The sequence below is a fragment of the Geodermatophilus sp. SYSU D00965 genome (assembly GCF_054050075.1).
The window spans coordinates 95,600-108,833 of sequence record NZ_JBJGYQ010000001.1 but is presented as its reverse complement, the minus strand read 5'-3'; the positions used below and the strand labels follow the sequence as shown (position 1 = coordinate 108,833).

Below are 13,234 nucleotides of genomic sequence, written 5' to 3'. Positions count from 1 at the left end.
CCGACGGCGCGAGGCCCCGGGCCCCACCGGTCAGATCGCCGCGTGCTCCCCCTGGCAGCGGGTGCGCGCCGCGCGGTCCGGACCGAGCGGGTCGGCCACGGTCCCGTTGTCGTCGAGCCGGCCCTGCGCCTCACGCACGGCCCGAGGGGGCGACGGCGGGCGCAGGTCGGCGACGGCAGCGAGAGCAGCCAACACGTCGTCGGGTCGAACGGCGGGCGTCACCTGCCGGACGACCATCGTCAGTATGGCACAACCTGATGTGCCCTCCGCCGCAGCCGAGGCCACCGCGGCGCGCGCGTCGACGTCCCGCAGGCCGTTCTTGGTGCGCTTGGCGACGGTCACCTCGTCCCTGACCAGGAAGGCCTCGACGGCGGCCGCGAGGTCGGCGGGCGACACACCGGGCAGCTCGACCCGCCAGGAGGTGGCGTCGATCCGGTCGGCCAGCGAGCCGGTGCCCTCGGCCGCCTCCACGCACTCGAGGACGTCGATCCCCGCGGGCAGCGACGCGTCCAGGGCCGCCCGCACCGCCTCGGGGTCGCACCGCTGCGCCAGCCCGATCTCGACGTACTCGGCCTCGCTGGCCGCGCCGGTCGGCGCCGCGCCGACGTAGCTGATCTTCGGGTGCGGGGTGAAGCCCGCGGAGAACGCCATCGGCACCCGCGCGCGGCGCAGCGCCCGCTCCAGCGCCCGGGCGAGGTCGCGGTGCGAGGCGAAGCGCAGCGGGCCGCGCTTGGCGTAGCGCAGCCGCAGCTTCTGGACGGTGGGCGGCGGGGGCGGCCCCTCGGGCTGGCGGGCCACTACCGGCCGACGACCGTGAGCGGGAGCAGGCTGCGCCCGGTCGGCCCGATCTGGATCTCGGTGCCGTTGGTCGGGCAGACGCCGCAGTCGTAGCAGGGGGTCCACCGGCAGTCGGCGACCTCCTCCTCGGAGATCGCGTCCTGCCAGTCGTCCCAGAGCCACTCCTTGTCCAGCCCGGAGTCCAGGTGGTCCCAGGGCAGGACCTCGGTCTGGGTCCGCTCGCGGGTGGTGAACCAGTCGAGGTCCACACCGAAGGGCGCCAGCTCCTCGGCGGCGGCCTTCGTCCAGCGCTCGTAGGAGAAGTGCTCGCTCCAGCCGTCGAACCGGCCGCCCTCGCGCCAGACCCGCTCGATGACCCGGCCCACGCGGCGGTCGCCGCGGGACAGCAGGCCCTCGACGGTGCCGGGCTGGCCGTCGTGGTAGCGCAGGCCGATGGAGCGGCCGACCCGCCGGTCGGCGTTGATCGCCTGGCGCAGCAGCCGCAGCCGGGCGTCGATGGTCTCGGCGCTGGCCTGCCCGGCCCACTGGAACGGCGTGTGCGGCTTGGGCACGAATCCGCCGATCGAGACGGTGCAGCGGATGTCCTTGCGGCCGCTGGCCTCCCGGCCGGCGCGGATCACCTCGACCGCGAGGTCGGCGATCTCCAGCACGTCCTCGTCGGTCTCGGTCGGCAGACCGCACATGAAGTAGAGCTTCACCTGCTGCCAGCCGTTGGCGTAGGCGGTGGTGACCGTGCGGACCAGGTCGTCCTTGGAGACGGTCTTGTTGATCACCCGGCGGATGCGCTCGCTGCCGCCCTCGGGGGCGAAGGTCAGCCCGGAGCGGCGGCCGTTGCGGGACAGCTCGTTGGCCAGCGTCACGTTGAACGCGTCGACCCGGGTGCTCGGCAGGCTCAGCCCGGTGTTGGTGCCCTCGTAGCGGTCGGCGAGCTCCTTGGCGATCTGCCCGATCTCGGAGTGGTCGGCCGACGACAGCGAGAGGAGACCGACCTCCTCGTAGCCGGTGGCGCGCAGCCCCTGGTCGACCATCGAGCCGATCCCGGTGATGGTCCGCTCCCGCACCGGGCGGGTGATCATGCCGGCCTGGCAGAAGCGGCAGCCGCGGGTGCAGCCGCGGAAGATCTCCACGCTCATCCGCTCGTGCACGCTCTCGGCGAGCGGCACCAGCGGCGTCTTCGGGTAGGGCCACTCGTCGAGGTCCATGACCGTGCGCTTGCCCACCCGTGCGGGGACGTCGTCCCGGGTGCGGGTCACGGCCGCGATCGCGCCGTCCGGGCCGTAGGAGACCGCGTAGAACCGCGGGACGTAGACGCCCTCGACGCGGGCGAGGCGGGCCAGCAGCTCGACGCGGCCGCCGGGCCGGCCCTGCTGCTTCCACGCCTTGACGACGTCGGTGATGTCGCCGACGACCTGCTCGCCGTCGCCGAGGACGGCGCAGTCGACGAAGTCGGCGATCGGCTCGGGGTTGAACGCGGCGTGCCCGCCGGCGACCACCACGGGGTGCGTCTCGTCGCGGTCGACCGCGTGCAGCGGGACGCCGGCGAGGTCGAGCGCCTCGAGCAGGTTGGTGTAGCCGAGCTCGGTGGCGAAGCTGACCCCGAGCAGGTCGAAGTCGGCGACGGCGCGGTGGGCGTCGACGGTGAACTGGCCGACGCCGTGCTCGCGCAGAAGCGCGGCGAGGTCGGGCCAGACGGCGTAGGTGCGCTCGGCCAGGGCGTCGGGGCGCTCGTTGAGCACCTCGTAGAGGATCATCAGGCCCTGGTTGGGCAGGCCGACCTCGTAGGCGTCGGGGTACATGAGCGCCCAGTGGACGGCGACGTCGTCCCACGCCTTGACCTGAGCGTTGAGCTCACCGCCGACGTACTGGATCGGCTTCTGCACCTGCGCGAGGAGCGGTTCGAGACGGGGGTAGAGCGTTTCACCGTTCATGACCCGTCCAGGGTAGACGCCGCCGTCGCACCCGTTCCCGCCCTGGCGCCCGCACGGCGGCCCCCTCGCAGGGCCCCGCCACGAGCGCGCGAGTGGCGGGGGGCGAGGGGGTTCCTCTCTCAGGCCAGGTCGGGGAAGAAGAGCTTGACCTCGCGCTCGGCGGACTCGGGCGAGTCCGAGCCGTGCACGATGTTGCTCTGCACCTCGAGGGCGAAGTCGCCGCGGATGGTGCCCGGCCCGGCCTTGACCGGGTCCGTGGCCCCGGCCAGTGCGCGGAAGGCCTCGATGGCGCGCGGGCCCTCGATGACCAGCGCCACCAGCGGACCGCCGGTGATGAACTCGACCAGCGAGGCGAAGAACGGCCGCTCGCGGTGCTCCGCGTAGTGCGTCTCGGCGGTGTCGCGGTCGAGGGTGCGCAGCTCGGCGGCCACCAGGCGCAGCCCCTTGCGCTCGAGGCGGGTGATGACCTCGCCGACGAGGCCGCGGGCGACGCCGTCGGGCTTGACGAGGACGAGAGTGCGTTCAGTCACGGGGCCGGAGCCTACGGGGACCTCCGGCTCACCCGAGGGGGTGGACCGGTTACGGGACCCCGGCGTCCGTGCCGATGACGTCTGCATGCCGTCCCGCCCGTGGCTCGTCCGGGGAGCCGTCGCCACCGCGCTCCTCCCCGTCCTGTCCGTCGTCGTCGCCTCCCCCGCGCTCGCGGAGGACGAGGCGACCGTCGACGTCCCGCCGGTGCTGGAGGCCGACCTCTCGGCCACGGAGGAGCAGACGCTGGCCGCCGCGACCAGCGGCGAGGGTGTCCCGCTGTCGGCGTTCGTCACGACGCCGGACGGCCCCGAGATCCTGACCCTGGACGCCGGCTCGCGCGCCGACGCCGCCACCGCGGCCGCCGTGCTCGAGGCCCAGCCGTCGGTCGAGGCGGCCGGCGTCTCCCAGCCGGCCCGGGCCACCAGCGTCACCTACGCGGACTACCTGTACGGCAACACGATGCTCCGCTCCGAGGCGGCGCGCGCCGAGGTCGACCACCCGTTGTCCGACGTCGTCGTGGCGGTCCTCGACACCGGGGTGTCGCGTCACCCGGAACTCGTCTCCGCCCTGGTCCCGGGCCGGAACTTCACCGACAGCGCCGGCGGGGCGCTCGACGTGACCGACCGTCACGGGCACGGCACCCACGTGGCGGGCACGATCGCCGCTGACGCCGGGTCGGACGTCGAGGGGGTGGCCCCCGGGGTGCGCGTGCTGCCGGTGAAGGTGCTCGGCGACAGCGGATCCGGGTGGGACAGCTGGATCAGCAGCGGCATCGTCTGGGCCGCCGACAACGGCGCCGACGTGATCAACATGTCGCTGGGCGGACCCGGCTCCTCGTCGGTCGAGGCCTCCGCCATCGCCTACGCCCGCTCCAAGGGCGTGACGGTGATCGCGGCCGCCGGCAACGAGAACTCCTCGGCGATGCACTCCCCCGCCGGCCTGCCCGGGGTGGTCGGCGTCGCGGCGGTCGACGACACGAAGGCGCGGGCCTCGTTCTCGAACTACGGCCCCTCGGTCGACGTCGCCGCTCCGGGCGTGGGCATCCTGTCGACCTACCTCGACGGTGACCTGGTCTTCATGAGCGGGACGTCGATGGCCTCGCCGCACGTGGCGGGCGTGGCCGCGCTGGTCGATGCCACGGCCCCCGGGCTGACCCCGGACCAGGTTGAGCAGGCGCTGGTCACGAGCGCCACCGACCTCGGCGCCGCCGGCCGCGACGACTACTACGGCTCCGGCCTGGTCGACGCGGTCCGCGCCGTGCGGGCGGCCGACGCCCTGGAGGCCGGCGGCAGCACCCCGGTCGTCGCGCCGCCGTCGGCTCCCGGCACCAGCACGCCGACGCCGTCCGCCGGCGCCGTGCGCGTTGCCTGGTCGCCGCCCGCCGATGACGGCGGTGCCCCGATCACCGAGTACCGGGTCTCCACCTACCGCGGCTCCACCCTCGTCGGGGTCACGACGGCCGCCGCCACCGCCCGCAGCGCCACGGTCGGCGGCCTGGTCAACGGGACCGCGTACACCGTCGCGGTCGCGGCGGTCAACGAGGCCGGCGTGGGGCCGTCGTCCGCACGCAGCGCCGCGGTCACGCCGCGCACCGCGCCCGCGGCCCCGGCGATCGGGCAGCCCACCCCGGACAACGCGGCGGTGACCGTGCGCTGGACCGCACCCAGGGACACCGGAGGCGCAGCCGTCACCGGCTACAGCGTGCGCGTCCACCGCGGCGACAGCGTGGTCAAGACCGTGACCGCCCGCGCGGGCAGCACCAGCCTGTCCGTGACCGGGCTGGCCAACGGCACCGGCTACCGGTTCAGCGTGGCCGCGGTCAACGCCGCCGGCACCGGGCGCTGGTCGGCCACGAGCGCCACCGTCACGCCGCGCACCGTGGCCGGCGCCCCCACGATCGGCCGGCCGTCCGCGGGCAACGCCGCCGCGACCGTCCGCTGGGTGGCCCCGAAGGCCACCGGAGGCGCCGCCGTCACCGGCTACACCGTCCGCGTGTACCGGGGCACGAAGGTCGTGAAGACGGTGACCGCCCGCGCCGGCACCACCAGCCTCGTCGTGAAGGGCCTGACCAACGGCACCGCCTACCGGTTCACCGTGGCCGCGGTCAACGCCGCCGGCACCGGGCGCTGGTCCGCGACGAGCGCCACCGTCACCCCGCGGCGCTAACGCGCCGGGCCGGCGTCGTCCTCCCCCGGGAGGCGCGCCGGCCCCGGCTCGCCGAACGGCGAGCCCAGCAGCTCCTTGCGGATCTGCAGCAGGTAGAGCCAGATCAGCACGAACGCGCCGGCGACGAACCACATGACGCTGTTGAAGAAGCCGGTCGCCAGCAGCGGCACCTGCAGCACGGTGCCGGCCACCAGGCCCCACGAGCGGCGCTGCACGCCGGAGGCGAGGACCAGGACGACGGCGAGCACCAGCAGCGCGGTGAGCCGGCCACCGGTCAGCCCGGGGCCGCTCTGCGCGATGCCCCGCGGCACGAAGAGGACGGCGATCCCCTCCAGGACGAGGACGGCCGCGGCCGCGCCGCGCAGCGCCCGGGCGGCGCGCGCCGGGTCGGGCGCCGTCACGGGACCTGGCCGCCCATCAGCGTCCGGGCCTCCCCCGCGGTGATGACGCTGCCGGTCACGAGCACCCCGGACCCGCCGAGCGCGTCGTCCGGCCCGGCCTCGGCCAGCTCGATCGCCTCCGTGAGGGCCTCGGGCAGCCGCGGCGAGACGCTCACCCGGTCGGCGCCGAAGACGTCGACGGCCAGCGCGCCCAGCTCGTCGGCGGGCATGGCGCGCGCCGAGCTGTTCTGGGTGACCACCAGCTCGGCGCAGATCCCCTCGAGCGCCGCGAGCATCCCCGCGACGTCCTTGCCGCGCACCGCCCCGACCACGCCGACCAGCCGGGTGAAGTCGAACGACTCGCGGATCGCGTCCACCGTCGCGGCCATGCCGGCCGGGTTGTGCGCGGCGTCGACCAGCACCGTGGGGCTGGTGCGCACCCGCTCCAGCCGCCCGGGCGAGCGGACCGCGGCGAACGCGGCGCGCACCGTCTCGACGTCGATCGTCCCGGTCGCCGCCCCGGCGCCCAGGAACGCCTCGACGGCGGCCAGCGCGGTCGCGGCGTTCTGCGCCTGGTGGGCGCCGAACAGCGGGAGGAAGACCTCGTCGTACTCGCCGCCCAGGCCCTGCAGCCGCAGCTGCTGCCCGCCGACGGCGACCCGGCGGTCGAGGACGCCGAACTCGGTGCCCTCCCGGGCGACCACGGCCTCCACCTCGACGGCGCGCCGCACCAGCGCGTCCAGCGCCCCGGGCTGCTGGTGGGCGAGGACGGCGATGGCGTCGCGCTTGATGATCCCGGCCTTCTCGCCGGCGATCGTGGCGACGTCGGGACCCAGGTACTCGGCGTGGTCGAGGGCCACCGGCGTCACGACGGCGACCCGCGCGTCGACCACGTTGGTCGCGTCCCAGGTGCCGCCCATGCCGACCTCGATGACGGCGACGTCGACCGGCGCGTCGGCGAACAGCGCGTAGGCCATGCCGACCACGACCTCGAAGAAGCTCATCGGGTGCTCGCCGGCGCTGTCGACCATCTGCACGTAGGGCGCGATGTCGTCGTAGGTCTCGACGAACCGCTCGGCACTCACCGGCTCGCCGTCGAGCACGATCCGCTCGCGCACCGACTGCAGGTGCGGGCTGGTGAACCGGCCCACCCGCAGGCCGAAGCCGCGCAGCAGCTCGTCGACCATGCGCGCCGTCGTCGTCTTGCCGTTGGTTCCCGCGACCTGGACCACCGGGTAGGCCCGCTGCGGGGCGCCGAGCAGGTCGAGCAGGGCGGAGATCCGGCCGAGCGAGGGCTCCAGCCGGCTCTCCGGCCAGCGGGCCAGCAGCTCCTTCTCCACCCGGGCCAGGTCACCGGTGCCGCCGTCGCTCATCCTCCCCAGGATGCCAGCCGCCGCCTTCCTAGGATGAGGCACATGGACACCCGCATCGCGACCCCGGACACGGCTGCCCCGGGAGCCGGGGGCGGCGTACCCGAGAAGCCGTCACTGGACGGGCTCGAGGAGAAGTGGATCGCCCGCTGGGCGGCGGAGGACACCTACGCCTTCGACCGCGCCGCCGCGCTGGCCGCGCCGCGCGAGCAGGTCTACTCGATCGACACCCCCCCGCCGACCGCCAGCGGCTCGCTGCACGTGGGGCACGTCTTCAGCTACACCCACACCGACATCGTCGCCCGCTACCAGCGGATGCGCGGCAAGCACGTCTTCTACCCGATGGGCTGGGACGACAACGGCCTGCCCACCGAGCGCCGGGTGCAGAACTACTACGGGGTGCGCTGCGACCCGTCGCTGCACTACGACCCCCACTTCGAGCCGCCGGCCAAGCCGGGCAAGGACCAGCAGCCGGTCTCCCGGCGCAACTTCGTCGAGCTCTGCGAGCGGCTGACCGCCGAGGACGAGCAGGCCTTCGAGCAGCTGTGGCGCCGGGTCGGCCTGTCGGTGGACTGGAACAACGTCTACCGGACGATCTCGGCGTCCTCCCGCGCCACCGCGCAGCGGGCGTTCCTGCGCAACCTCGCCCGCGGCGAGGCCTACGCGCAGGAGGCGCCGACCCTCTGGGACGTCACCTTCCGGACGGCGGTCGCCCAGGCCGAGCTGGAGGACCGCGAGCGGCCCGGCGCCTACCACCGGATCTCCTTCCACGCCGCGCACGGCCCGGTGTTCATCGAGACCACCCGCCCCGAGCTGCTGCCCGCCTGCGTCGCGCTGGTCGCCCACCCCGACGACGAGCGCTACCGGTCGCTGTTCGGCCAGACGGTGCGGACGCCGGTGTTCGACGTCGAGGTCCCCGTCGTGGCGCACCGCCTCGCCGAGCCCGACAAGGGCTCCGGCATCGCGATGATCTGCACCTTCGGCGACCTCAACGACGTCACCTGGTGGCGCGAGCTGCAGCTGCCCACCCGCGCGGTGATCGGGTGGGACGGCCGGCTCGTCGCCGACCCGCCGCCCGGACTCAACTCCGACGGGGCCGCCTCGGCCTACCGCGAGCTGGCCGGCAAGACCGCCCACGCGGCCCGCGAGCGGATGGTCGACCTGCTGCGCGACTCCGGCGACCTGCACGGCGACCCGAAGCCGATCACCCACCCGGTCAAGTTCTTCGAGAAGGGCGACCGGCCGCTGGAGATCGTCACCACGCGGCAGTGGTACATCCGCAACGGCGGGCGGGACGCCGACCTGCGCGAGGCGCTGCTGGCGCGGGGCCGGGAGATCCAGTGGGTCCCCGAGCACATGCGGCACCGGTACGACAACTGGGTCGAGGGCCTCAACGGCGACTGGCTGATCAGCCGGCAGCGCTTCTTCGGCGTCCCGTTCCCGGTCTGGTACCGGCTCGACAGCGAGGGCGAGCCCGACTACGCCGACCCGATCCTGGCGCCCGAGTCGGCCCTGCCGGTGGACCCGTCCTCCGACGTCCCCGAGGGCTTCACCGAGGACCAGCGCGGCAAGCCCGGCGGGTTCATGGCCGACCCCGACGTCATGGACACCTGGGCCACCTCGTCGCTGTCGCCGCAGGTGGCCTCGGGCTGGGACACCGACCCGGAGCTGTTCGCGCACGTCTTCCCGATGGACCTGCGCCCGCAGGCGCACGACATCATCCGCACCTGGCTGTTCTCGACCGTCGTCCGGTCGCACTACGAGTTCGGCGCCGTGCCGTGGTCGCACGCGGCGATCTCCGGCTTCGTCGTCGACCCCGACCGCAAGAAGATGTCGAAGTCGAAGGGCAACGTCGTCACGCCCATCGACGTGCTCGACCGCTTCGGCACCGACGCCGTCCGGTGGCGGGCCGCCGGTGCCCGGCCGGGCGCGGACTCGCCGTTCGACGAGGCGCAGATGAAGGTCGGCCGCCGGCTAGCCATCAAGATCCTCAACGTCGGCAAGTTCGTGCTGGGGCTGGGGGCGTCGGCCGACCTGTCGGCCTCGGCCGTGACCGAGCCGATGGACCTCGGCCTGCTGGCCGGGCTGGCGACGGTGGTCGACGAGGCGACGGCGGCCATGGACGCCTACAACTACACCCGCGCGCTCGAGGTGGCCGAGGCGTTCTTCTGGTCGTTCTGCGACGACTACGTGGAGCTGGTGAAGTCCCGGGCCTACGGCTCGGACGACGCCGCCCGCTCCGCGCAGGCATCGCTGGCGATCGCGCTGTCGGTGCAACTGCGGCTGTTCGCCCCGGTGCTGCCGTTCGTGACCGAGGAGGTCTGGTCGTGGTGGCAGTCCGGGTCGGTGCACCGCGCGCTGTGGCCGGCCGCCGCCGAGCTGCCGACCGGCGGGGACCCGACGGTGGTGTCGGTGGTCGCCGCCGCGCTGGCCGGGGTCCGCAAGGCCAAGTCCGACGCCAAGCAGTCGATGCGGGCCGACGTCGAGTCGGCGACGGTGACCGCGCCGGCGGAGCAGGTGCCGCTGGTGGAGGCGGGGCGCCGCGACCTGGTGGAGGCCGGCCGGATCGCCGAACTGTCGATCGTCGCCGGGAAGGGCCCGCTGACCGTGGACGTCGTCCTGGCCCCGCCTTCGGAGGCCTGAGGCGCGCCGCGGCCGGCCCTCCGCGGCCGCTACCCGCGGGTGATGTGCGGTCGTGGCGCGTTCTGAGTCGGGACCGCGCCACGACCGCACATCGCTGGGCCCTCCACAGCTCCGGGGTGGGTCCACAGAACCGGTGACGCGCCGCAGCGGTCGTCTTCCACGGGCGACGGTGGCCGCGTGGCGCGTGACCCCCTCCCCCTCCTCGGCCCCCACGGAGTCGCACGCGTCTCCGACCTCGCCGGCCGGGTGGACCGGCACACCGTCGGCCGCTGGGTCGCCGCCGGGCGGCTGCTGCGACCTCACCGGGGCGTCGTCGCGCTCCCTGAGTCCTGGGGGGACTGGCGGACCCGCGCCCTCGCCGGCGTCCTCGCGACCGGGGGCACGCTGAGCCACTGGTCGGCGCTGGCCGTGTGGCGGGTCGTCGAGGGCCACGGTCCCGTCCACGTCTCGGTCCCCGCCGGCCGTCGTGCCCTGGACAGCCGCGGGCTGGCCGTGCACCGAGTGCGCGACCTCGTCACCGACCACCTCGGCCCGTTCCCGGTCACCCTCCTCCCCCGGTCCCTCGCCGACAGCTGGGGGGCGGCACACGGACAGGGCGTGCACCGGCGGGCCGTGGAGCAGGCCCGCGGGGCCGTCATCGGCATGCTCCGGGACCGACGGGTGACCGTGGCTCAGCTGCGCGCGGAGACCCTGCGGCGCCCGGCCCTGCCGGGACGGCGGGAGCTGGCCGCACTGATCGGCCAGGTCGAGCAGGGCTGCCAGAGCGAGCTGGAGATCTGGGGTGTGCGCGAGGTCCTGCGGGCCCCGGGCATGCCGCGCTTCGTGCAGCAGCACCCCGTCGTCCTGCCCTTCGGCACGGTGCACCTGGACGCCGCCGTCCCCGAGTTGAAGGTCGCGGTCGAGCTCGACGGGGCGGCGTTCCACGGGAGCGCGGAGGACCGGGAACGGGACACCCGGCGGGACGTCGCGCTGGCCGCTCTCGGTTGGGTGGTCCTCCGCTTCAGCTACCGCCGACTGACCCGGGAGCCGGAAGCCTGCCGTCGGGAGATCCTCGCCGTCTGCAGGGCTCGACGGGAGCTGCTCGCGGCTCGGTGATGTGCGGTTGGTGGGCGTTCCCGGCGTAGAGCGCGCCCTGACCGCACATCACCGCCGGCACACGGTCGGGCCCGGGAACGCGAACGGCCCGCCTCCCCCACGGGGAGACGGGCCGTCGGTCAGCGGTGGCTCAGGCCGACTTCTCGCGCGGGGCGCGGGAGGGCTTGCGCGGCACGATCGTCGGGTTGACGTGCTCGAGCACGACCTCCTTGGTGATCACCACCGAGGCGACGTCCTCGCGGCTGGGCACCTCGTACATCACCGACTGGAGGACCTCCTCCATGATCGCCCGCAGGCCGCGGGCGCCGGTGCCCCGCAGGATGGCCTGGTCGGCGATCGACTCGAGCGCGTCGTCGGTGAACTCGAGGTCCACCCCGTCGAGCTCGAACAGCCGCCGGTACTGGCGCACCAGGGCGTTCTTCGGCTCGGTGAGGATGTTGATCAGCGCCTGGCGGTCCAGCTTCTCGACGCTGGTGATCACCGGGAGCCGGCCGATGAACTCGGGGATCATCCCGAACTTCAGCAGGTCCTCGGGCATGACCTCGCCGAAGACGTTGGCCTCGTCCATCTCCTTCTTGCTGCGGATCTCCGAGCCGAAGCCGATGCCCTGCTTGCCGGCCCGCGCCTCGATGATCTTCTCCAGCCCGGCGAAGGCGCCGCCCACGATGAACAGCACGTTCGTCGTGTCGATCTGGATGAACTCCTGGTGCGGGTGCTTGCGGCCGCCCTGCGGAGGCACCGAGGCCGTCGTCCCCTCGAGGATCTTGAGCAGCGCCTGCTGCACGCCCTCACCGGAGACGTCGCGGGTGATCGACGGGTTCTCGCTCTTGCGGGCGATCTTGTCGACCTCGTCGATGTAGATGATGCCGGTCTCGGCGCGCTTCACGTCGTAGTCGGCGGCCTGGATCAGCTTGAGCAGGATGTTCTCGACGTCCTCACCGACGTACCCGGCCTCGGTGAGGGCGGTGGCGTCGGCGATGGCGAACGGGACGTTGAGCATCCGGGCCAGGGTCTGTGCGAGGTGGGTCTTGCCGCAGCCGGTCGGGCCCATCAGCAGGATGTTGGACTTGGCCAGCTCGACCGACTCGTCCCGGCTGCCGGCGTTGCCGGCCTGCACCCGCTTGTAGTGGTTGTAGACCGCCACCGAGAGCGCGCGCTTGGCCTTGTCCTGGCCGATCACGTACTGCTCGAGGAAGTCGTGGATCTCCTTGGGCTTCGGCAGTTCGTCGAACTTCAGGTCCGACGACTCCGAGAGCTCTTCCTCGATGATCTCGTTGCAGAGGTCGATGCACTCGTCGCAGATGTAGACCCCGGGGCCCGCGATGAGCTTCTTGACCTGCTTCTGGCTCTTCCCGCAGAACGAGCACTTGAGCAGGTCACCGCTCTCACCGATTCGTGCCACCTGCTGACCTCCACCTCGGGGAATCAGGCCCTGGTCTCAGGTACCTGCGTGTGAACTCTGCCGATGTCCCGTGTCCGGCCTCGCCTGTCGTGCAGCTCCGCGAGGCTCTCCTCCCGGCGCTCAGGGCCGGGGGTCGGGCGCTCGCCGACGGTACCTGCCGGCCCCGGCCCCGAAGGGCGATGACTCGCCCTCCGGCCCCGACGCCAACCACATGCGTCCCGTGTCCCCCGACGGTACGGGTCGAAGGCGCGTCACGCGCCCCCTCGACCCGTACCGAATTCCGGGGATCAGGCCGGGAGGGCGTTGAGCTTCCGGCTCTGGATGACCTGGTCGACGATGCCGTAGGCCTTGGCCTCGTCCGCGGTCAGGATCTTGTCGCGCTCGATGTCGAGGCGGACCTGGTCGACGGTCTGGCCGGTGTGGCGGGCCAGGATCTCCTCCATCTGCGACCGGACCCGCTGGATCTCGGCGGCGTGGATCTCCAGGTCCGACACCTGGCCGCCGGACTCACCCGACGGCTGGTGGATCAGCACCCGCGAGTACGGCAGCGCCAGGCGCTTGCCCGGCGTCCCGGCCGCGAGCAGGACGGCGGCGGCGGAGGCGGCCTGGCCCATGCAGACGGTCTGGATGTCGGGCCGGACGAACATCATCGTGTCGTAGATCGCCATCAGCGAGGTGAACGAGCCACCGGGCGAGTTGATGTAGATCGTGATGTCGCGGTCCGGGTCGGCCGACTCGAGGGTGATGAGCTGCGCCATCACGTCGTTGGCCGACGCGTCGTCGATCTGCACCCCGAGGAAGATGATGCGCTCCTCGAAGAGCTTGTTGTACGGGTTGGACTCCTTCATGCCGTAGCTGGTCCGCTCCACGAAGGAGGGCAGCACGTAACGGCTGGAGGGCATCTGGAAGCTCATCGGTGTT

General features: G+C 73.4%; 10 protein-coding genes. 3 read left to right on the top strand and 7 right to left on the bottom strand.

The window, feature by feature from the left end; translation table 11 throughout:
• Positions 1-30: 30 nt before the first annotated feature.
• The 3 genes from ACI789_RS00490 to ndk all read right to left on the bottom strand — a co-directional run bounded on the left by ACI789_RS00490 (position 31) and on the right by ndk (position 3,256).
• Entirely contained in the window at positions 31-798 is a 768-nt protein-coding gene (locus ACI789_RS00490; RefSeq protein WP_457006187.1) for a TIGR03936 family radical SAM-associated protein, read from the bottom strand.
• Complete coding sequence (locus ACI789_RS00485; protein WP_457006186.1) at positions 798-2,726, bottom strand: TIGR03960 family B12-binding radical SAM protein; 1,929 nt, start codon at positions 2,724-2,726, stop codon at positions 798-800. Before ACI789_RS00485 ends, ACI789_RS00490 begins: the two co-directional genes overlap by 1 nt.
• A gap of 119 nt (positions 2,727-2,845) precedes the next feature.
• Positions 2,846-3,256 (bottom strand): nucleoside-diphosphate kinase, encoded by a 411-nt coding sequence (gene ndk, locus ACI789_RS00480; RefSeq protein WP_457006185.1) that lies wholly within the window; start codon positions 3,254-3,256, stop codon positions 2,846-2,848.
• An 85-nt stretch (positions 3,257-3,341) separates the two neighbouring features.
• On the opposite strand from ndk, the gene ACI789_RS00475 reads away from it, so the two are divergent.
• Entirely contained in the window at positions 3,342-5,423 is a 2,082-nt protein-coding gene (locus tag ACI789_RS00475) for a S8 family serine peptidase (RefSeq protein WP_457006184.1), read from the top strand.
• Here the strand turns inward: ACI789_RS00475 and ACI789_RS00470 are convergent.
• Complete coding sequence (locus tag ACI789_RS00470) at positions 5,420-5,824, bottom strand: DUF4233 domain-containing protein (protein ID WP_456919045.1); 405 nt, start codon at positions 5,822-5,824, stop codon at positions 5,420-5,422. The two genes, ACI789_RS00475 and ACI789_RS00470, sit on opposite strands and share 4 nt — an antisense overlap.
• The gene (gene folC / locus ACI789_RS00465) at positions 5,821-7,176 is read right to left on the bottom strand and encodes a bifunctional tetrahydrofolate synthase/dihydrofolate synthase (RefSeq protein ID WP_457006183.1); all 1,356 of its coding nucleotides are present in this window, start codon (positions 7,174-7,176) and stop codon (positions 5,821-5,823) included. The genes ACI789_RS00470 and folC overlap by 4 nt, the downstream gene beginning before the upstream one ends.
• Positions 7,177-7,218: 42 nt before the next feature.
• Here folC and valS point away from each other — a divergent pair, with 42 nt between their 5' ends.
• A complete protein-coding gene (gene valS / locus ACI789_RS00460; protein WP_457006182.1) occupies positions 7,219-9,816 on the top strand; it encodes a valine--tRNA ligase in 2,598 nt (865 codons plus the stop codon).
• A gap of 177 nt (positions 9,817-9,993) precedes the next feature.
• A complete protein-coding gene (locus ACI789_RS00455; protein WP_457006181.1) occupies positions 9,994-10,911 on the top strand; it encodes a DUF559 domain-containing protein in 918 nt (305 codons plus the stop codon).
• 130 nt (positions 10,912-11,041) lie between these two features.
• On the opposite strand, the gene clpX is transcribed toward ACI789_RS00455, so the two are convergent.
• Positions 11,042-12,313 carry an ATP-dependent Clp protease ATP-binding subunit ClpX gene (gene clpX / locus ACI789_RS00450; RefSeq protein ID WP_456919041.1) on the bottom strand — a complete coding sequence of 424 codons (1,272 nt, stop codon included), beginning with the start codon at positions 12,311-12,313 and terminating at the stop codon, positions 11,042-11,044.
• 287 nt (positions 12,314-12,600) lie between these two features.
• The gene (locus ACI789_RS00445) at positions 12,601-13,227 is read right to left on the bottom strand and encodes an ATP-dependent Clp protease proteolytic subunit (RefSeq protein ID WP_456919040.1); all 627 of its coding nucleotides are present in this window, start codon (positions 13,225-13,227) and stop codon (positions 12,601-12,603) included.
• Positions 13,228-13,234 lie beyond the last annotated feature (7 nt).